General features: G+C 44.4%; 22 protein-coding genes. 10 read left to right on the top strand and 12 right to left on the bottom strand.

Annotated elements, in window-relative coordinates:
- Window positions 1-32 precede the first annotated feature (32 nt).
- Together OH456_RS01415 and OH456_RS01410 are read left to right on the top strand one after the other, a co-directional pair.
- Window positions 33-752 carry a lipid-binding SYLF domain-containing protein gene (locus OH456_RS01415; protein WP_270032640.1) on the top strand — a complete coding sequence of 240 codons (720 nt, stop codon included), beginning with the start codon at window positions 33-35 and terminating at the stop codon, window positions 750-752.
- 89 nt (window positions 753-841) lie between these two features.
- Window positions 842-1417 carry a hypothetical protein gene (locus OH456_RS01410; protein WP_198558688.1) on the top strand — a complete coding sequence of 192 codons (576 nt, stop codon included), beginning with the start codon at window positions 842-844 and terminating at the stop codon, window positions 1415-1417.
- A 73-nt stretch (window positions 1418-1490) separates the two neighbouring features.
- On the opposite strand, the gene OH456_RS01405 is transcribed toward OH456_RS01410, so the two are convergent.
- A complete protein-coding gene (locus tag OH456_RS01405; protein ID WP_270032639.1) occupies window positions 1491-1979 on the bottom strand; it encodes a fasciclin domain-containing protein in 489 nt (162 codons plus the stop codon).
- Between the two features lie 167 nt (window positions 1980-2146).
- Here OH456_RS01405 and OH456_RS01400 point away from each other — a divergent pair, with 167 nt between their 5' ends.
- The gene (locus OH456_RS01400) at window positions 2147-3076 is read left to right on the top strand and encodes an SRPBCC family protein (RefSeq protein WP_270032638.1); all 930 of its coding nucleotides are present in this window, start codon (window positions 2147-2149) and stop codon (window positions 3074-3076) included.
- Window positions 3077-3104: 28 nt separating this feature from the next.
- Here OH456_RS01400 and OH456_RS01395 read toward each other — a convergent pair whose 3' ends face one another.
- Entirely contained in the window at window positions 3105-3632 is a 528-nt protein-coding gene (locus tag OH456_RS01395; protein ID WP_162174938.1) for a GNAT family N-acetyltransferase, read from the bottom strand.
- A gap of 8 nt (window positions 3633-3640) precedes the next feature.
- Entirely contained in the window at window positions 3641-4549 is a 909-nt protein-coding gene (locus OH456_RS01390; protein WP_270032637.1) for a hypothetical protein, read from the bottom strand.
- A gap of 280 nt (window positions 4550-4829) precedes the next feature.
- Here OH456_RS01390 and OH456_RS01385 point away from each other — a divergent pair, with 280 nt between their 5' ends.
- The 4 genes from OH456_RS01385 to OH456_RS01370 all read left to right on the top strand — a co-directional run bounded on the left by OH456_RS01385 (window position 4830) and on the right by OH456_RS01370 (window position 9292).
- On the top strand, window positions 4830-5630 hold the full coding sequence (locus OH456_RS01385) for a helix-turn-helix domain-containing protein (protein ID WP_270032636.1): 801 nt from the start codon (window positions 4830-4832) through the stop codon (window positions 5628-5630).
- Window positions 5631-5726: 96 nt separating this feature from the next.
- Window positions 5727-6236 (top strand): YgjV family protein, encoded by a 510-nt coding sequence (locus OH456_RS01380; protein WP_270032635.1) that lies wholly within the window; start codon window positions 5727-5729, stop codon window positions 6234-6236.
- Window positions 6237-6338: 102 nt separating this feature from the next.
- A complete protein-coding gene (locus tag OH456_RS01375) occupies window positions 6339-6758 on the top strand; it encodes a universal stress protein (RefSeq protein ID WP_006069193.1) in 420 nt (139 codons plus the stop codon).
- A 173-nt stretch (window positions 6759-6931) separates the two neighbouring features.
- Window positions 6932-9292: a Lon protease family protein gene (locus OH456_RS01370; RefSeq protein WP_270032634.1), complete on the top strand. Its 2361-nt coding sequence runs from the start codon at window positions 6932-6934 to the stop codon at window positions 9290-9292.
- A gap of 46 nt (window positions 9293-9338) precedes the next feature.
- On the opposite strand, the gene OH456_RS01365 is transcribed toward OH456_RS01370, so the two are convergent.
- A complete protein-coding gene (locus tag OH456_RS01365) occupies window positions 9339-9983 on the bottom strand; it encodes a flagellar brake protein (protein WP_252040004.1) in 645 nt (214 codons plus the stop codon).
- Between the two features lie 395 nt (window positions 9984-10378).
- Between OH456_RS01365 and OH456_RS01360 the strand changes: the two genes are divergently transcribed.
- A complete protein-coding gene (locus OH456_RS01360; RefSeq protein ID WP_270032633.1) occupies window positions 10379-11380 on the top strand; it encodes a 2-hydroxyacid dehydrogenase in 1002 nt (333 codons plus the stop codon).
- 151 nt (window positions 11381-11531) lie between these two features.
- Window positions 11532-12179, top strand: coding sequence for a hypothetical protein (locus OH456_RS01355; protein WP_006069169.1), 648 nt, complete (start codon window positions 11532-11534; stop codon window positions 12177-12179).
- A gap of 37 nt (window positions 12180-12216) precedes the next feature.
- On the opposite strand, the gene OH456_RS01350 is transcribed toward OH456_RS01355, so the two are convergent.
- From OH456_RS01350 to OH456_RS01320, 7 genes are all read right to left on the bottom strand, one after another.
- Entirely contained in the window at window positions 12217-12786 is a 570-nt protein-coding gene (locus tag OH456_RS01350; RefSeq protein ID WP_270032632.1) for a glucose-6-phosphate isomerase family protein, read from the bottom strand.
- A gap of 1 nt (window position 12787) precedes the next feature.
- Window positions 12788-13915, bottom strand: a complete 1128-nt coding sequence (locus OH456_RS01345; protein ID WP_270032631.1) for an AGE family epimerase/isomerase — start codon at window positions 13913-13915, stop codon at window positions 12788-12790.
- A 51-nt stretch (window positions 13916-13966) separates the two neighbouring features.
- Window positions 13967-14815, bottom strand: coding sequence for a PTS system mannose/fructose/sorbose family transporter subunit IID (locus OH456_RS01340; protein ID WP_006069166.1), 849 nt, complete (start codon window positions 14813-14815; stop codon window positions 13967-13969).
- Window positions 14815-15618 (bottom strand): PTS mannose/fructose/sorbose/N-acetylgalactosamine transporter subunit IIC, encoded by an 804-nt coding sequence (locus tag OH456_RS01335; protein WP_006069165.1) that lies wholly within the window; start codon window positions 15616-15618, stop codon window positions 14815-14817. The genes OH456_RS01340 and OH456_RS01335 overlap by 1 nt, the downstream gene beginning before the upstream one ends.
- A gap of 80 nt (window positions 15619-15698) precedes the next feature.
- Window positions 15699-16193, bottom strand: a complete 495-nt coding sequence (locus tag OH456_RS01330; RefSeq protein ID WP_006069164.1) for a PTS system mannose/fructose/N-acetylgalactosamine-transporter subunit IIB — start codon at window positions 16191-16193, stop codon at window positions 15699-15701.
- An 11-nt stretch (window positions 16194-16204) separates the two neighbouring features.
- Window positions 16205-16633 carry a PTS sugar transporter subunit IIA gene (locus OH456_RS01325; RefSeq protein WP_006069163.1) on the bottom strand — a complete coding sequence of 143 codons (429 nt, stop codon included), beginning with the start codon at window positions 16631-16633 and terminating at the stop codon, window positions 16205-16207.
- A 2-nt stretch (window positions 16634-16635) separates the two neighbouring features.
- Entirely contained in the window at window positions 16636-18396 is a 1761-nt protein-coding gene (locus OH456_RS01320; protein WP_270032630.1) for a class I mannose-6-phosphate isomerase, read from the bottom strand.
- A 242-nt stretch (window positions 18397-18638) separates the two neighbouring features.
- Here OH456_RS01320 and OH456_RS01315 point away from each other — a divergent pair, with 242 nt between their 5' ends.
- Window positions 18639-19640, top strand: coding sequence for a LacI family DNA-binding transcriptional regulator (locus OH456_RS01315; protein ID WP_006069161.1), 1002 nt, complete (start codon window positions 18639-18641; stop codon window positions 19638-19640).
- Window positions 19641-19651: 11 nt separating this feature from the next.
- On the opposite strand, the gene OH456_RS01310 is transcribed toward OH456_RS01315, so the two are convergent.
- On the bottom strand, window positions 19652-20605 hold the full coding sequence (locus OH456_RS01310; protein ID WP_270032629.1) for a GlxA family transcriptional regulator: 954 nt from the start codon (window positions 20603-20605) through the stop codon (window positions 19652-19654).
- Window positions 20606-20705 lie beyond the last annotated feature (100 nt).

The following is a 20705-nucleotide window of genomic DNA, read 5'->3' as shown; positions in this document are numbered from 1 at the left end:
TCTCATCCATATTTCTACTTGGGTTTGCTTATATGTCGTTAACTCATCGTACTCTATCAATGTTACTTTCCTTTACCCTATTAGCTTTGTTGCTACCGACTAGGGCGTATGCTATTGAATCATCAGATAACCAATCTTTTCGTCAAGCTCACGCTATTATTGTTGATTCTGCCGAGAAAATTGACCAGTTCGACTCAACATCTCATTGGGACTCGGTGAAAAATCTCACTGGTGTTGCTAAAGCTATCGTGATTTTCCCTTCCGGTGGACAAGGCGGTTTTTTACTAGGCATGCAAAGAGGTCAGGGCATATTAATGACTAGACAAGCACACCATTGGAGCCAGCCCGTTTTTATCAACTTCAACAGTTTTATGTTTGGGCTTTTGGCCGGAGGCCAGTCTATTAGTGGCGTTGGTGTTGTACTTTCAAATGATGTGCTATCCACACTACAACAAGAACCATTCAAACTAGGAGGAACGGCAGATCTGACTATTGGTAAAGGTGTTAGTGGTAAAGTGATCGGTGGAACGAGTGGAATCAGTGCCATGATGGTATCCGAAAACAAGGGGCTCTATTTCGGTGGCAGTATCGATACATTTCAACTGTCCTTAAATGATCAACTTAACACGGCCTACTATGGTGAGGGTTTTGATTTAGAGCACATACTCTCCAATTTTGATGATAGCCAAGGCAAGGCACAAAGCCTCAGAAAGCGATTGGAAGGTATCTCGTATCGCGCTGTATTTGAGTAGAAAGCTCTTCGCTAATGTGTGAAAAACGGTGTCATTCTTTTTAGAGTCATTTAGTATTGTAACGGAAAGGTTAATAGAAGAGTGACGAGATGACGAATAAACTATCCCTATTACTGATTGCTGGATTGGCACTTGTTGGTTGCACAACCACTACGATCTCACCGCAGCCCAATTTGTCCTATGGTATCGCTACCACGGGCGATTTCTCTTTCCTGCCAACTCAAGGTGTTGCGACTTACGCGTGGAGACCAGACTCTGCAGTGGCGAGAGTATCGGATAATGTTGATGGCGAAAAGTATCTCAAAGTTATTAAAGATCTTATTGATAAAGAGCTTGCCAATAAGGGTTATGTTCAAGTTTCTTCTTCTCAACGTCCTAATATGTTCATGGATTTTGGGATCGCGACGGAGTCTGGTATGAATGATCAAGAGATCTTTGAATCGACCCAAATATCTACCGGCATTAAGGTGCAGGCAAAACCTGGTGAGGAAGGTGAGAAAGGCAGTGTCTATGTCGCGGCTTTTGCCCCAGTTGGCGATTTCCCACGTTGGCGAGTGTTGGCACAAGGACCTACTGAGCGTCGTATTGATGAACCAAGTCAGCAACATGAAATGGAAAAAATCATTACTTCAATGCTTAACTTAATTCCCTCTAGAGCTAATTAGGGCGTTGCCTTGTCGAGAGGAATAAAAAGTAGGTGGTCGTTGTGCTGATCACCTACTCAAAGGTATTCAGGGTTTATTTCGGCATGATTACCGTATCTATGACGTGAATTACACCATTCTTCGCCATCACGTCGGTCGCCACAACGGTTGCATTATCTACCATTACCTTTCCATCCTTCTTAGTAATCATGATGTCTTGCCCTTGAACGGTAGTTGCCTTGTCGAGCCCCATGACGTCAGCTGCCATGACTTTACCAGGAACGACATGATAAGTGAGTATCGCGACTAACTTGTCTTTGTTTTCTGGTTTTAACAAACTTTCAACAGTACCTGCCGGCAGTTTAGCAAAGGCTTCGTCTGTTGGAGCGAAGACTGTGAACGGACCAGGGCCTTTGAGCGTATCGACTAATCCTGCGGCTTGAACCGCAGCAACGAGCGTGGTGAACGAGCCGTTCTCAGAGGCGACGTCGACAATGTCTTTTCCATGATGTCCTGCACTAGCCGAAAACGAAAATAGAAGCACAGAAAAAAAGGTGATCACACGAGATATAAGGTGTTTCATAGTAGCGTTCCTTGTTTGTTCATATAGGCAGAGCTCTGTTACGTGTTGAGTTTTCTATCGATCACTAAAACCGTTTCAAGTTTCTGTTAAACCTCTTAATTGCTGAGTTCGCATATTGCATAAATCGTGACTAAACTATTGATAAAAAAGATAGGATCTCCTTAGCCATGTTGAACTACACCGTAGAGAAACGAATCGACATAGAGTCCACCGCAGATCACGTAATTGAGTTTTTAGCGGACTATAGAAATTGGCCTGAATGGTCACCTTGGCTCATTATGGAGCGCGAGTGTAAGTTAGATTATCGAGGAGAGCAGGGAAATATTGGTGACGGGTACAGTTGGCATGGCGACTTAGTGGGCTCAGGCGAAATGACTCTGATGAAGCGAACGTCACATCAATTAGAGATGCATTTACGCTTTTTCAAACCGTTCAAATCGGAGGCACACGTTTCGTTTCAAGCTGTCCAAATGGGGGCAAGAAGCGAAGTTCGCTGGACGATGTCAAGTCAAGTACCCTGGTATCTGTTTTTTCTCAAAGGTCTTTTCAAAACCATGATAGGTATGGATTATGATCGAGGCTTGAAAATGCTCAAAGCCAAACTCGAAATCGGGCAAGTCAACTCTGAGCTTTTACTAGTTGGGGACCGGCAACAAGATAACGTAAATTACATTGGCTTACGTGGGAGTGGGACGATAAACGAAATAGGTCCGATTATGCGAGAGCATATTGAAAAGCTCTCTGTACTCATCGACGAAAAGCAGCTTCCAGCAACCGGCGCACCCTTTAGTTATTATCAAAGTATGAAAATGGAGACTCAGTTTTTTGAATTTATCACCTGCGTCCCAATAGAACGTCAATTGAGCGTCCCGCAACCATTTGTAAGTGGCCAGATAAAGGCTTGTGACACATATGTCGTTAAGCACACTGGAGAGTATCAATTCCTTGGCAATGCGTGGTCGATGGCAATGAACGCTTCACGGCATCATAAAGTCAAAGTGAAGCGTAAGCCATTAGGTATCGAGCGTTACCTCAATAATCCTGAACAAGTAACCGCAAACGAGTTAGTGACAGAGGTTATCTTGTTTAAGCGTTAAGCATAACTATGTCGAGATTTTTCGAGAACTAAAACGCTAAACCTTTGAGTTCAACTTTGAAGTGCGGCCACTTTTTATCTGTGAGTGGTGTGACCATGGCGGAGACTGAAGTTGCACGTGGTGGAATTTCTTCTCCAACTAAGTAAAGGTTAGTGACGCGTTCATAGCCACTAGAGCTATACACTTCATCTCTACCAAATAATACCGAATAGACATAGCCTTGCTGCGCCATCCAGTTATGAGCCTGTTTCAACAACAACTTCACATACCCATGACCTCGATAATCCGGATGCACGCACACCTCAGCAACTCCGCCAATCAAGGCTTGCTGTGAGCCTATACGAACTGTTTTCTCATGTACCGCTAGATGAGCAATAATGGCGTCTTCCGATGGTGACTTAATATACCAACGATGTTGTGGCATCTCATTGTAGTAGCGTTGCACCTTAAAACGCTCATCGCTGGGCTTGGTAAAACAGCGACTTAATAAAGCGATCAACTGTTGGTTGATGGTGTCGTCTACGTTGTCATCAAGTATGTATTTAATGTCTGTCACGATACTTCCTAGAGTTTTATACATTTATCTGTTGTTACGCTGTGTGTGCCTTTATCTGGGCCAGAGGCAATGGTGAGTCGACTCAGTATGGTGAAACAGCGCGATTCACTCGAGTCCTTCATTGATTGAATACTAACAACGCCCGAATTACCGGAGGAACGGTTACTCCATGTCTTCGATTTGCCTGATTTTGGATTCTTAACTAAGGCTTCGACTGCCTCTTTATGAAGTTCTTTATCTTTCTTGGTGTAGCTGTCGCTCTCTTTTAGCCCGAACGTATCAGCAGACACTTCGGTTATTTTATCAACCAATTGAAAAGGGGAGCTTAAAATACCGCCAATGACTCCGGAGACTGCACCTTTACTCGCTTCTCTTCCTGCCTGTTCTGCTTGCTGAACAAGGCCTTCTGCTTGCGTAAGAATATCAGGTACTTCTTTTCTAAGAGCCGCACTCTCAGACAAAATGAGCGGAATTTGTTTATTTGTCGCCGCGATTTGCTGGTTGGTTTGACGAACCGTTGTATTGGTTTTGTCCACCTCTGCCAAAATATCGGGTACAGACTGGTGCCATTTTTGCGTTTCACTGAGAATGGGTGGAATGGCTTCACGCACTTGAGCGACTTCATTGACAATAACCGGAACCTGCTGATTGACATCATCGATTCGTTTTAGAACTTCTGGAATAAGTCTCTGGTACTCTTCACTTTGAGCCAGAATCTGAGGCACAATTTCTTGAATATTTTTTATTTCTTGAATGACCGGGGTGATTTTCTGAGCGGTCGAGTCAACTTGTGCCAATAGCGTAGGAAGTTCGAGTCTGAGTTGTCTCGCTTCCTGCGTAAAGTTATAGATGGACGCTGCCATCACAATCAAAGCAATCGAAAAAGCGAACTTAGATGCCGCCATAAACTTTTCCATGTATTAAACCCATTACATCAATCTTGCATAACAAACAACATAACTGATGTGATTTTAGGAGTAAACGATAGGTTAAATGCTAGGGTAGAAAAGTTTTTTTTGTCTGCTTCCTGTTGAAAGGTTATTGGGTGTAAAGGTTCGCTAACCAACGCATTACGGTGACGAACAAAACGAATAAGAAAAGACTTGAGTAGCTAGCTGTAAACTTCGTTTGATGACTACGGCTTAGTGTAAGTTTTATCCATTACTAATAAATCTAATAATAATGATTCGAGGTTATATGAATTCGTTTAGCCGCCAAACATTTTCCGAGGCGATGCGTTATTTCAGAAAGCAATGTAAATTATCCCAAACAGAGTTAACTGATCAATTGTCTACCTCTCATAAGCTATATCAGAATGTTAGCCAGAGTATGATTAGTCACTGGGAAAGAGGTAATGTTGAGCCTTCTCTATTAAGACGAATTGGTATCGCAAGTTTTTTCTCTAAAGATTATGTTTATGAAGAATCTGAAACTGCGATTATTTCAAAAGCACTTAAAAATAAAGATAATCTATTAGCCCAGCAGTGCCTTTATAATTTTACCGTTGATAAACAGATAGTAACGCATTGGGACATGTTGGACGACACTAGCAAGCAACTTATCTCTCAGGGTCACTCAAAAATATTTTCGTTACCTCTTGAGCATGTTTTGAATAAGATGAATATTCAGCGGCCTCAGGTGCTGCGGCTATTGCACGGTGGCGCAATTATTGGGCATGCGATCTTCTCCATTGAAAACGGGGTATTTTCCCTTGCCAGTTACGGGGCTCTGGCTGAAGATGTTCGTATTCGTCTAACAAAAACTCTTCTAGAACTTTGCATTGGTTGCGAGCTTCATGTGGTGGTTCATGCATCTAGTCTTGAGTGTTTTTTGCGAGATATCTATTTGGAAAAAACGGAACAAAATGGCAACGTAAGTTTCTATCGAGGTCACAGCACTCAACTACTTAATAACCCGCTTTCCGAACCAAATCTGCACACCAATAGTAACTTCAGATGTCTGCGTTATTTGCAACAAAAAGGAGTTGGGCCGTTTTAAATGTAAGGAATGGATAACGCCTAGCTGTTAATCACAATACCGTTTCAAGACAAGTGACATAATGTTGCTTTACCGAAAATAATCAACGAGAGCTAAGTGAGCAGTGAACTAATACAAGCATTAGGCTTTATGGCGTTTGGCGTCAACCTGTTAGCTGGGAGTACAGTCAACGATAATAGAATGCGAGCCCTCATTTGTTGTTCTTGTTTGTTGTTTTCAACCCATTATTTTTTTATGGGAGCAGTAGTTGCTGCCATTAATCTATTGATCAATTCAGTGCGTGCGTTTGTCTCTCTGAGGCTTAAAGGCGCGTCTATGTTTTGGTTATTTTTGGCTATCCAAACCGTAATGACCATCACCTATTACTCGGAGGCGAAGGATCTTCTACCTTGGCTGGCGTCATCGTTGAGTTGCTGGGCACTATTTCTTGGGCATGGTTTAAAAATGCGATTGGCGTTTTTGCTTTGCACACTCATTTGGCTGGTTAACGCGGTGATAGTAGGTTCTTATGGTGGGATGCTAAACGACACATTTAATGCCATCGTGTTGTCGACCACCGTGTATCGTTTATATCGTCTGGAATGTCAGCCTAGCAAAGAAACTTGAGCGAATATGTAAACTTAGCTTGCTGGAATTAATTCACTAATATCTTGAGTTTTATCGTGTTAAGACCGAAATTATAGGTAGGTATCTTAACGGGACGAAACCATGCTTTATCAAACTATTCTTCTAGCGCTTGACCCAGCTGACGAGCGCTCTCACCGATTATTGGTGAAAGCTGGTGTTATTGCAGAGCAAAACAACGCCGATTTACATGTTGTTTATGTTGAGCCAGGAATCGGCAATAACAGCTTCAATGATCTTGAAGTCGAGTTAGCGTCTTTTCATGACTCCGAACAGTTTCGTAAGTTTGAAGAGCTTATGGCGCTTGCTAAGGGAACGAGTTATCCCATTCGTGCTATCCATATGTCGGAAGGGAATGTGACGAAACACTTACTTAAACTGATTGAGGAATTGAACGCGAACCTAGTTGTGTTTGGTAAAGAGCACAGCTTTTTCTCTGCGATTTCCGGCGCTGAGTCTGAACTTCGAAAGCACAACTCCATGGACTTACTGTTTATTGGCTAAACATCTTGTCTGCGTGCCAGAGTATACCCTTACTCTGGCACTTTTCACTTCTACTACAAGCTACTGCTTTGTCTAAAAACTGACCACTTAAACGTAATTTCTTACTAAGTCACTAAATTGTAAAGCCAATTCGGCTAAACTGAAGTGAAGAAGGAAATGATAAGGAGCTGGTTATGGCGATCCAACGATTAGAAACAAAACAGCTATACCACGCAGCAGAACTGGAAAAACTGCCTTGTAAATCCACCAAAGAACTTCCACCAATTGATGAAATCGTCGGACAAGAACGCGCTCAGAAAGCGGTTGAGTTTGCGATGTCAATTAAAGAGAAAGGCTACAACATCTACGCTATTGGCCAGAATGGTCTGGGCAAACGTACGATGATCTTACGTTATTTAAGTCGCCATCCTCATGATAGCAGTGACCTCTATGACTGGTGTTATGTGGCTAACTTTGCCGATACTCGAACGCCTAAAGTGTTGAAGTTGCCTTGCGGTGTCGGCGAGAGGCTAAAAAAAGATGTTGAAAAACTTATCCTCAAGCTAGTAAAAGCCATACCTATGGCGTTCGACAATGAACTTTACTTTGGTCCTGCTGATAAGCTGAAAAATGATCTCGCTAAGAAACAGCAAGTAGAGTTACAAAAACTCAGTGAAGAGGCTAAAGAGAAAGGTATTAGCCTGACCATTACGCCTCAAGGTGACTACCAATTTGTAGCGATGAACGAGGATGACCTGCATACAGAAGAAAGTTTTGCAGAATTGCCGGATGATGAACAGGAGCGCTTTGGTTTAACGATCGATGAGTTGGAAGTGAGCCTACGTGGAATGGCTCGTGAGCTAACCGACTGGGAAGAAACCTATACCGACAATATTCAAAAACTTAATGAAGAAGTGACGCTTGGTGTTATTAGCCATCTGATTAAAAAGCTTAAGAAAGAGTATAACGGTTACACTGAAATCAAGAAATACTTTACAGAGTTGCAAAAGGACATCTGTGAAAACGTTGATATTTTCTTAGAGGAGGGCAGTGAGCAGGGCGAAATCGCGTCTGCTTCCCTTGATAAGAAGTTCCCGCGTCGCTACAAGGTAAACTTGATTGTTAAGCAGTCTTGTTCCGACTTTCCTATCATTGTGGAAGAAAACCCGAACTATCACTCATTATTCGGCTATATAGAGACGGCGACTTACAAAGGCACAGTATTTACCGATTTCTCCTTGATTCGAGCTGGCAGCTTACATCGTGCTAATGGCGGCGTACTGTTAATGGATGCGGTAAAAGTACTAGAACAGCCTTATGTCTGGGATGGTTTGAAGCGTGCTTTGCGTTCACGACAATTAAGTTTCACCTCATTAGAGAAAGAAGTCACTCTGACTGGTACGGTTTCGCTTGATCCGCAGCCAATTCCTCTTGACGTTAAGATCATTTTGTTTGGTGATTATCGTACCTACCAATTGTTGCAACACTACGATCCGGAATTTAGTGAGTTGTTTAAAGTGACCGCTGATTTCGAAGATGAGATGCAGCGCAGCGCGGACTCCGAGCTACATTATGCCCGCTTTATCTCCAGTATCGTTCATGACAACAATATGTTGCATTGTGACCGTAAAGCGATAGCTCGTATCATCGAGCATAGCTCTCGTTTATCGGGTGATCAAAACAAACTGTCATTGCACTCGGCACACATTGCGAATCTATTGCGAGAGTCAAACTATGTGGCTCGTAATGCCAAATCCAACCTGATCCGAGCTGGGCACGTTGAGCAAGCGTTGGAATACCAACAGATGCGAGTCAATCGTTTACAAGATAATGTAATGGAAGGGTTTGTAAATGGCACGACGCTAATTCATACCCAAGGATCGGCCATTGGGCAAGTGAACGCGCTTTCGGTTCTGACAACCAGCGATCATATGTTTGGCGCACCTAATCGCATTACCGCTACGACCTCTTACGGCGATGGTGATGTTATCGACATTGAGCGCAGCGTGGATTTGGGCGGCAGTATTCACTCAAAAGGGGTGATGATCTTAACGGCGTACTTGTCTTCGGTATTTGGTAAGACGGCTAAAGTCCCGCTGACCACGACCATCACCTTTGAGCAGTCGTATGGTGGTGTCGATGGTGATAGTGCGAGTATGGCTGAGTTCTGTGCGGTAGTGTCGGCGTTCTCAGGACAGGCAAATCGACAAGACATCGCTATTACCGGGTCGATGAACCAGTTCGGTGAATCTCAACCCATTGGTGGTGTGAATGAGAAGATCGAAGGCTTCTTCGATGTCTGTGCCATTAAAGGTAGAACCTCTGAACAAGGCGTCATTATTCCTCGTTCAAACGTTCATAACCTAATGCTAAGACCTGATATCGTTAAAGCGGTTGATAAGGGTGAATTTAATATTTGGGCGATTGATCATGTGACAGAAGCGATAGAACTGTTTACCGGAAAAGAGGCGGGCACACCGTCATTGGAAGGCAGCTATCCTATAGATACTGTTTATGGCATCGCACAAGCAAGGCTCAACGCACTTAGAAAGTAGTTAGCCCCTCAAGGGAGAGAAAGCCAAGTGTTATCACTTGGCTTTTTTAGGCGCGTAGTTTGAGTTTAGTACCATCGAATTTTAGATGAGAGAGCAACTCTTTTGCGTTCTTCTCGCCCTCTTCATCAAACTTTATTCCGTAACCAGTGTAGTGGCTAGACTTTTGCTGATTACAAATTAATCCTGAGAGCGCAGGAAAGAAGCGGTCTTTGTCTCCACCCGAAGCTACTTTGAGGGCGACTTCCTGTCCAACGGTCAAGCTTTTCCCTAAGGCTGGTAAGATAAATCGACATCCACTTTTTGACATATCACGAAGTTCACAACGAACTTGTGTATCACCAGTATAAAGACGTGCGCCCAAATTGACTTCATATCGTGGCTCTTTGCGGAGGTTGGTCACCTGCATGGATTGGGGAATCGACAAGATGAGCAGTGATAGCGGCTCATCAATTATATGTAGCAGTTGAGAACGGAATTGAACCACCCCACCTTCTCCGCGCTGAGAGATAGCACGAACGATTAACCAAAAGCCTTCTTGAAAAAAGTACTTAAGGTCACTTTCATCGATATTGGGGATTTCTAACAGAATGCGATGATCGGAGTGAGCACCAATGAATTTAGTTGCACTACGAAACGAGGTGCCAACGGGAGTGGTCACCGTAAGCGTCACATCCCCGCCATGCTCTATCATGGCTAAAGCATCCGTACTATTTAGTGTTTGTGTGCTTCTTTGAGTTGTGCTGGAGAGTGTTCTTTTATTTGTTTGCGTCACTGCCTGTTATTCCTGACGTTTGTTACTTCACACCTGTTATTTTTTTGGGATGGTGTTCGCGAAATACTAGGATCTCAAGCAGTGATATGCAATCAAAAAACTTATCGAAGAGTCAAAATATTGACTTGGTTGTCAATTTTAAAACTAAGTTGGCGATTCTAATGATAGATGTATTGGAAAATGGATGAATTTTATAGACGTTACAGCCATAACTTATTAATTCATCAACAGTTTAACCATACTTTTTGTCATGTGTAATTGCTCAAAAGTCGGCGTATGCTAACAGATATACAATAATCGATGGGGGAGTAAGTATGACTTCGATTGCTTTTTTCAGCTCTAAATCTTACGACCAGGATTCATTTTCAAAGGTGAACCAACGCTTTGGCAATGAAATGCATTTTCATGATTTCAGGTTGACCGAAAAAACGGCCAAGATGGCAGCTGGGTGTGATGTGGTGTGCGCTTTTGTCAATGATGACTTATCGGAGCAAGTGCTGGTTAAGCTCCAACAAGAGGGGGTAAAACTTATTGCGATGCGTTGTGCTGGGTTCGATAAAGTGGATTTAGACGCGGCAAAAACGTTAGGTTTGCAGGTGGTTCGTGTTCCAGCGTACTCACCAGAGGCAGTGGCGGAGCACGCCGTAGGTTTGATGATGTGTCTAAACCGTCGCTTTCATAAGGCCTATCAGCGCACACGTGACGCCAATTTCTCATTAGACGGCTTAGTGGGTTTTAATCTCCACGGTAAAACAGCAGGAATTGTCGGCACTGGAAAAATCGGTGTTGCAACCATGCGAATCCTCAAAGGATTTGGTATGAAGTTGGTGTGTTTCGATCCTTACGAAAACCCACAAGCATTAGAATTAGGGGCAACCTACTGTAGTAAGGAAGAGTTATTCCGTACCAGTGATATTATTTCTCTGCACTGCCCTATGACGAAAGACAACTACCACCTACTCAATGAGCAGGCGTTTGGCTTGATGAAGGATGGGGTTATGATCATTAATACCAGCCGAGGCGAATTGTTGGATTCCTCTGCGGCTATTGAAGCACTGAAGTCTGGCAAGATAGGTTCACTTGGTCTGGATGTTTACGACAACGAAAAAGATCTGTTCTTCCAAGATAAGTCTAATGATGTCATCGTTGATGACGTATTTAGACGCCTGTCAGCCTGTCATAATGTGCTATTTACTGGCCACCAAGCCTTCTTAACCCATGAAGCGCTGGACAATATCGCTGATACCACATTGAACAACATCCAAGCGTTCTTCTCTGGTTCACCTTCTAATAACGAACTCATCGAACTTAGTTAATGCTCGCATACCCAAGCCCAGCAACAGTGTATGCTGGGCATTGTTTTTCTATTACTACTCTTTACTAAAGCTATAGAATTAGACTGAAAAGAGATTGAAAACGTATGATTGCGGCCATAAGATAATCAACGAATCATAAGTGAGATTGAAAATGAACGAAAACGCCAAAAATGAGCTAGGTAAGCTATTAGTGAACCAGGAAGCTCTGCTAGAAGTCCTTTCAAAAAACCATGCTTCATTGACCGACTATCCGGAACTTCAGGAATATTTGGCTCGTAAAAATCCTAATGTTGCACAGTATGCGAAAGCAGTAAGAGAAGGACAGTTTACGCGTCAGGAATATTTAGATGAAATAGGCGAACGTCTTAATTGGCTTGCTTATGAGCTTCAACCACTTATTGATATGGAGTTCATTATTAATCGTGTCGCCTCTATCGTTGGAGACGACATTGATAAAATTAAGACGCTGACTATCGAAGACATTGGTGCCGATTGTATTTCTAAGTTACTCAACCTTATTGGGCACGCGGTCTACGCTACGCAGCAGGTAAAGCCAAGTTACCCATTCCTTGCGACAAAAGGTCAAGTTGACCACGTTTTCTGGAAACAATCACACCTTGCGTATGATGCATGGGCAGAGGGATATCAAAGCCATTATAAGCTGACGAATTTCTGCCAAGATCAACTTGATTGTAAAGCGCCACAAAGTTCAGTCCGATTCTTCCGTCAGTTCGGTGACCCTCGTGATATTCCTGAGTGGCGCGAGTATGCGGGTTATGTGGTTGAAGATAACGTGTAATACCAACAATGATGAGTGCAAGGGATTTGCACTATCGTTAAACGGTTTGCTGCTCTTCCTCAGAAACTATTTGGTATCCGTCATTACTTTTTAGTACCCGTACTTTAAACCCCACCTCATATAGAAAATCGTAGTTATGCCCTGCGATAGCAGGCCAAACTGCAAGCGCAGATAATCGCGTGTTACCCGTATTGATCAATCGGTGGGCGACAAAGCCTGGAATATGATGCACGCTGCCTGGGAATACTTTCTCAATCGACACCTCTCCTTGCTCTGTTTGCATGAGTAATAAACCCTCACCCTGCGAGCCGAAATAGAACTCTGCTTGCTCTTTACGTTGGTGGATGTGTCCTCTCGTCATGTGGAACTCATCACCTACAGAACCGGGCTCAATATGCGAAACACCAAAGTTTAGTTCTCCTTCTGCATGCTGGGCAGGTAGCATTTCCACTTGGTAGATAATTTGGTCCTGTGCACTTGCGGCACGTTGGGTTTCGTCAGCAAATACACCTTCAAGTGAGCCAAGTGTAGTTTCTTTGCAGATGACGTTTTCTGCATCAATATGACCAGTTAAGTAATTGATGCTAGGAGGAATAGATAAATGCATGTTAATCCTTATTGGCGATTCTGAGTAATTCAGAAAAGGCTAGAAATAGATGATAAAAACTGCTCGCTGGAGAGTGTTCATTTAACGGCTCACCCGTGCTATCTACTTGATCGACCCATAACCCTGGCAACGCTGGATTCAAGTAATGAACGAAGATGTGCTCCACTGCTTGACTGACTGCGGCTCTGCGAGTTTCGTTAGGATCTCTTTCCCAAAGTGCAATACAGGCTTTTAAGTATTCGGTTTGACACCAAAGGCGTGATGTTGAGCGCAACGGCTTGCCGTTGGCGTATATCTCGTCTCTAACAAGACCATTGTCGTTGTGTCCATATTGCTGTGCAAAGTGGAACAACACGTCGATGGTCTTTCGGACTTCAACACCAGTCAGTTTCTGATAATGGCTGAGTAACCAGATCCATTCATAATGATGACCAGGGTCAATATGAGTACCTGTTTCCACGTCAAGTGAGAAATCGGCCTGAAAGAACTCGGCTAAATGGTCACTTTGCATAAAATGAGTTTGGAACAACTGATAGATTTGTGTCGCTCGCTCTAACCAAATGGGGTTGTCAGTATGCTCATAGCTGACCATTAACGCTTCGAACAAATGCATGTGGGGGTTTTGCCCTTTGTTGACCGCGTTGCCTTCAGTCAGAAAAAAACCACCTTGTTCTGTATCCCAAAGGTGTGTTGAGATGTATTGATAAATGCCTTCCATTGAGGCTAGTGCACTTTCATCCGCCGCTAGTTTGTAATGCCAAGCAAACCCAAGAAGGGCGAAAGCTTGTTCGTACAGGTTGATCGCCTTACTCTCACTGTCATTGCTTTTGCACAGCGCGAAATGATAACCGGATGATGGTGAGCCAAAGTGTGCAAATCCTTGTTCAATGGCCGCTAAAACTTGATTGCGACCGTCGATTAGATTGAGCTCAGTGGCGTGCGCGAAGACGTAAACCTGACGTGGTTGTACGCGAAATCTTAGTAAACTGTCACTAAACTCTTGTCCGTCGGAAAGTAAGCCTTCGGCAAAAATCCCGTTTTGACGGGATTGTGCTTTTTGCCACCGAGGTAGGGCATGCTGGGTGAGCCAGTGTTGGCAACGAGCAATTTGAAAAGTTAGGGAGTCCATGGTTTGCTCCAAAGAATAGGGCACTCAATGAGTGCCCTAAGTATTGAAAGATTAGAAGAGGCCGATAGCGACACCGATGAAAGAGATAACCACTAATGAAAGCATTGCTTTTACTGGGCTAAGGCCTTTTTTCGCCATCGCAAACCACGTGCCTAAAACGACAACTAATGGTAGTAGTTTAGGGAAGATTCCATCGAGCATCATTTGTACGTTAATGTCGACGCCGTCTTTGGTTGCAAACTCAAGACCAGTGCCTAGGTTGACGTAACTGGCCGCAACACCGCCCATGACGAAGACACCTAATAGTGACAACGCTTCACGGATCTTGGTTGAACGGTGGCTTACAAGCATCTCAACGGAGCCTGCACCCATCTTGTAGCCTTTCATAAACAGCTGGTAAGAGCCGATGATAGCGATGGCGTTGAATGCCACGATGTAGAAGATCGGGCCTAGCATGCTACCGCCAGCGGCTAGTGCCATACCAATACTGAGTAAGATAGGTACTAACATACCCGGAATCATGGAATCGCCAATACCGGCAACTGGTCCCATCAAACCGACTTTGAGTGTATTGATGGTCTCACCGTCAATAGGCTCGCCGTTGGCTTTCTTCTCTTCCATACCCACAGCCATCCCATTGATGATAGCGCCCAACTGCGGTTCGGTGTTGTAGAAGGAAGCATGGCGTTTCATCGCTTCTTTTCGGTCTTCTTGATTCGGATAGAGCTTTTTCAAAGCAGGCATCATACCGAGACAGAAGCCAAACGATTCCAAGCGTTCAAAACTCATCGATGATAGGTTGTACATCATCCATGCACGCCAGCATTTCTTAAGATCTTTTTTGTCGAGTGCGACCTTTGGTTCGATCTCAGTACCAATTTTGTTGTGTTGTACAGTCATTAGAATTCATCCTCGTCATCATCAGCCTGTTGAACTGGCGCAGCGTTAGCTGTTTGTGGTTCTGGTTTGTAGTTGTAATGAAGTAGAGCGAATAGTGCGCCAATCATTACCAAACCCACCATGTTGAGGTTTAGGAATACGATGCCAACGAAACCGACTAAGAAATAAATCAGCATCGTAGACTCTTTGATAATCTGCTTTAACAGAATTGCGATACCAACAGCAGGTAAGATGCCACCTAGAACCGTCATAGTGTTAATCACCATATCCGGGAGGCTAGCCATAAACCCTTCGATGTATTGGTTACCGAAGTAAACCGCAATAAAGGTCGGAATAAAGCGCATTAAGAAGTTGGTGACCTGCGGATAAATGGCGGAGTTCATGTACACGCCTTTCTCATCACCGGCTTCTATGGCTAAGTCCGCTTTATGGTTCCAGTAAGAGTTAATGACCATCATAAAGTTGAAAATGATGGTTCCAGCGATACCGATAGTCGCGGCGATAGCAACAGCGACTTCCACGCCCTGTCCTGACATGATGCCCAGCGCGACAGCAGGGTAGGCGACGAAGTTAAGGTCGGCTGGCATGGAGCCGCCAGGTGTTACCATTGCGATGTAAACGGCTTGTACTGCCACACCAACCATGATGCCAGTTTGAATATCACCTAAGATGATACCCACCAACATACCAGACACCAGTGGTCGAGTGATAGTGTACCAACCACCTGTTAATCCAAGTAACCAGGGGGTGGAGAGGGCACCGAGATAGCAGAGTATCCCGATAAATACTGCTTCTATAAACATAATGTCATCCTTTAGCTCACGTATTAGTCGCTCCACTTTTGCCGCGAAAAGTCGCGTCAAAAGTGGAGGTTGTCTTGTTGTTATTTCAGTTTTTGTAGTGCATCTTGCCAGGTGTAGGAACTGGCATCAGGAACCAATCTGAAGTCGATGTGGTGACCGTCTTCTGAGAGGTAGTTAAATGCAGAGATTTCTTCTTGGTTGACGCATTGGTTGCCGCCAATTGTCGTTGTGCCTTCTCTAGCACTCATTGGGCCAACGTTGATTTTGTTATTGAGATTTTCAAGGCTAATACCCGCTTCGCGAATACGGCGCAGCGTGACTGGAGATTTCGCGATGACGAAATACTTCTTGTCGCTGGCGATCACCTTCGGTAGCTTGCTGACGGCGGTCGCCGTGTCAAATAGCCAAACTTTAACGTCGGTTACAGCGCCTTTCATGACTTGTGATAGCAATGGGTCAGCTGCAACAGCATCGTCAATGGCTACGATGCCATCACAAGGAAGTTCTTTCGCCCAACGAGTCATTAACTGTCCATGAATAACGCGGTCGTCGATACGCACAAATGAAATAGCCATAGTGTTTCTCCTTAAAAATCGTCTTCTTGTGCCAGCTCTACTGGCTTGGCAACGACAACCGTTTTTAGCGCTTCTTGCTGCAAGGTCGTTGCAACGTATGAAGCGTCCATCTCTTCAACAAAGTCTGCCGTCATTAAAAGTGTTGGGAAATTCACCCCTGTAACGACTTCAACCTTTGGATTGAAATCTGGGTTGAATGCGTAAGTGCAAGCAACGTTGTAAGGCGTGCCGCATTCCAAATCGCATAGCACAACAATGCCGTCGACATTGGGCGCTATCGCAGTGATTTCACGGTGGAAATCTCGTTTAAATTGCTCGATGCCTCCCTCTTCGGTGAGACAGATCGCAGTCGTGTTACTAAGTTCGCCAAATACCATGTTGGCACTGCTGATAAGTGCAGTGGCTAATGGGCCATGACTGGCTACGATAAAATGGAGCATGATTAACCTCTTACGAACGCTTTAATAGTGGCAATTTCTTTTCCTTCGCTTTCGCCATATGGTTGGATGACATAAGCGTCTATGTGAGCTGGGATAACGAAGGTTTCGGCATAATGAACAACAAATGGCTCAAATTTATTGTCTGGACTCAAGATAATTGCCTCTTTACCTTCGACTAAGTTCAGAACATTGACGGTTCCCTCAGTTTTATGAAGAACGGGTTTGCTGAACCAGTGGCGTCGGGTCTCGATAAACTCACGCTCATGAAGGCCCGTTTTTTCTTCTCTCCAGCCTTCACCTTCTGTGATTGGCGTAATGGCGTTAACTAGATGCTCCTGACACCATTCCGTGTTGCGTTCCCATTGAATGACTTCTTTACCGTGATCCAAATGTACTGGTCGTGGTAGGCCATCAAGCCCTAGACGATCCCAATCCCACAGTTTGAAAGTGAAGATGTATGGGGTTGCACTGATTTCAAGCACCATAGAGTCGGAGCCTGAGCAGTGAATAGTGCCCGCGGGGATTAAGAAATGGTCGTGCTTTTTCGCTGGGAATTGATTGATAAAGCGCTCATCATCGAATGACTTTTCGCCGCGCTGCGCTGCATATAAATCATCCATCATTTCATCTGGGTTGATGCCAGACTTAGTGCCAAGGTACACACTGGCTTTTTCTCCAGCGTCTAACATGTAATAGCTCTCGTCTTGGGTATAGTGCATCCCAAACTCGTTCTGAATGTATTCGGTCAGAGGGTGTACTTGCAGACTTAGATGCTGACCTTGCATGGTATCGAGGAAGTCGAATCGAATCGGGAACTCGGCGCCAAAGCGAGCATGGACACTGTCGCCTAATAGAGCGCGCGGTTGCGTTAATACCAAATCTTGCGATGGAATTTCGACAACAACGTCGCCGTACTTAAGCAGTAAGCTGTTTTCCTCAGGGACGCAGTCAAAACACCATGCATAGTTAGGCTTGTCTTGGTCGAGGTCGCAGACTTCTTTCATCCATTGACCGCCCCAGACCCCAGGGTCAAAGAAAGGTACCAGTCTAAATGGTTGAGTTGTTGCTTGCTGTAAGCCTGCGTTGAACGCTGTGCCAGAGACCATTTTAGGGTCAAAAGCGGTGTTAGTGTCTAATAGAAAATCCACATCTGACAGCAGCTTAGTTTTATATCGGTCGAAGACACGCCATTCAATAAAGAATGAACGCTTGTATTTACGCAGGACGTCTTCGTTATAGTTTTCTGCTCCCCAGTTGCCAAGCTCTCCACGGCGGAAGCGTTGCTGAATTTCCCAACGGGCTAAATCGGCGTAAACAAAGGTATCACCATCAGCGACCAATCTAGCTCCATGACCAATAACAACGATCAAACCTGAATCAGCATTACTAACAGTTTGTTTCAAGCCTTGTAGCTTTTCGCTGTCAAAGAACTCATCCAGCTTGTGCGGTGCAATGACACCAAATACTCGATCATCGGTAATGTTGCGTTCTAGCATGGCGAAGATGTGTTCTTCGGAGTATTTCGCATCGTCCATTGACACCACAAGAGCGGGGGAGAGCGGTGCAACAAGCTGGTCGAGGAGTTCATTGTGATTGACACCATGATAGGTGTCGATCACCAAAATATGTTTATCTTGGCCCTGAATACGTTGTTCAATTGTGTCAACGATACTGTCCCAACCGCGAACGGCAGCGTGGTCAAAGCCCTTCACTTCTACATTTGGAAACTTGTCATAATTGGATTGACCAGATAGGTACTTCATACATCACCTTGAGTTAATCATTTGACTACAGTCTAATCACTCAGTTAATCAACTAACAAACTGGTTAACGCGTTTAACCACTCATTTAGCAGTTGTTAACCAATAATTGGCGAGGCAATTTTGTAGTTAATCACATAATCATGACGATAAATGACAGTTGATTAGGTTAATCGATTAACCTTGTTTTAATCAGAAAAGAAAGTCGCTATAACTGGTGCTAATTTCATTTACTGGAGTTCAACATGGCCAAAGCAACCATTGCGGACGTGGCTAAGCATTGCGGTGTTTCCACCGCGACTGTGTCCATGGTATTGACTAACAAAGGACGAATCTCGGCGACTACTCGTGAGCGGGTTTTAGAGGCGGTTAAGGAGCTTGGTTATGTTTACAATCAAGCAGCGGCTAACTTGCGACATAAGCGTAGTAATCTAGTCGGGCTCGTCACACCTGATATTACCAACCCTTTTTTCTCTGAAATGATCGCAGGACTTAGCCATTATCTTGAAGAGCAAGATTCGCTACTGTTTCTCGCTAATGCTGAAGAGAGCGTTGAGCGTCAAAGCAAGTTCATTGATTCATTGTTGAGCCAGAACGCTGGTGGTGTAGTAATGTGTCCTGCGATGGAAACTAATTTGGACTTCTTGGAGACAGTACAAAGTCGTGGTTTCCCAATAGTGTTGGCTGTTCGACCTATTGGAGAAGATCAATTTGATTTCGTTGGTACCAATAACTTTATGGGCTTGCAGTTGGCAACCGAGCACCTTATCAAAAAAGGTCACAAGCATATTGCGTTCGTTGGTGGACTGGAGATCTCGAAGACGCGTTCCCATCGTCTTGGGGGTTATATGTCGAAGTTGATGGAACATGGCATCCCGTTCAATGAACGATACATTCGAAGCTGTTCAGCAAGTCGTTCTGAGGGTGCTAAGGTAACGAGGGAGTTACTGGATCAGCACCCTGAAATTACCGCTATTATTGGCTACCAAGATATTGTTGCTTTTGGCGTAATGCGAGCCATAAAAGATCTCGGTAAAACCGTGGGCAAAGATATCGCGGTTGTAGGTTTTGATGACGTAGCAGAATCCGCGGATACCAATCCTGCGCTGACTTCCATCTCTGTCTCAGCACGAGAAATTGGCCGTGCGGCGGGAGAGATCATTCTGTCTCGCATGGAGGGCGACAAACAGCCATACAAAAGCGTGGTGTTCCCGCCCAAGTTGGTGGTCAGAAGCTCATGTGGCTAACATAAGGTACGTTAACCTTGGAAGGTCGCGCGCCATTGGCTCGGTGAGGTGTTAAACGCTGCTTTGAAGTGCTTACGAAACACACTTTCTGAGCCAAACCCAGAAAGTTCGGCAGTGGTCGCCACTGTATAGTGGGTTGACTCTAGTAGTTGCTGGCTGAGAGCGAGTCTTTTGTTTAGTAACCATTCTCCAAAAGTACAGCCGTAAGCCGCTTTAAATTGTCGTGTAAATGTGCGACGACTCATTGCGCAGCGCTGTGCAACACTGTCTAAATCATAATGTTCGGCAAGGTGTTGCTCGATTTCACCAATAACGTGGCCAAAGCTGGTCGGTTTGTCAGGTTGCTTGGTGATCGGATTAGGAATGTACTGTAGTTGCCCACCACTCCGAAACGGAGCTGTCACCATCATACGAGCAAGTTTTGATGCAATATCGCTCCCGCACAAAGAGCGAACAATATGCAAGCAGCAGTCAAGCGAGGCTGCTGTTCCAGCTGATGTGATGATTCTATCCTGTTCGATAAAAAGGGGCTCACAATCTATATCGACTCGTGGAAAAGCGTCGATGAAAATCTGTTGGAATCCCCAATGGGTCGTTGCGCGTTTACCATCTAATAAGCCAGCTTTTGCTAGGGCATAAGCGCCTAAACAAAGACCAACGATGGTGGCACCTCGTTGATAGTTCACTCGTAACCGTTTTAGTAAGGTCTCACTTGGTTCGGGAAGTGAATTAGGCCAGCTGGGGACAATGATAATGTCCGCTTTATCGAGCGCGGACAAGTCGTGACTGACAGAAGCTTGAAATCCAGTACTGAGTGAAATGTGGTTGCTACTTTCACTGCAGATCATCAACTCAAAAAGCGGTTGCTGTTCTACAAAGACATCTTGAAATACCAAGCAAGGTACCGACAGATGAAATGCACTAATATTGTTAAGTGCCACTAAGGCGACTGTGTATTGACTCATTTTATTTGTTGTGACCCGATATGAGCGATAGATGTCCCATGGGACAGTATTGCACACGCTTTGGCTTTTGCATAATTATCCTATATTCAGATAGGAGGTA

Origin of the sequence: Vibrio sp. La 4.2.2 (genome assembly GCF_027586995.1) — a bacterium.
Taxonomy (GTDB): domain Bacteria; phylum Pseudomonadota; class Gammaproteobacteria; order Enterobacterales; family Vibrionaceae; genus Vibrio; species Vibrio mediterranei.
This window is presented reverse-complemented; position numbering and strand designations above follow the sequence as displayed.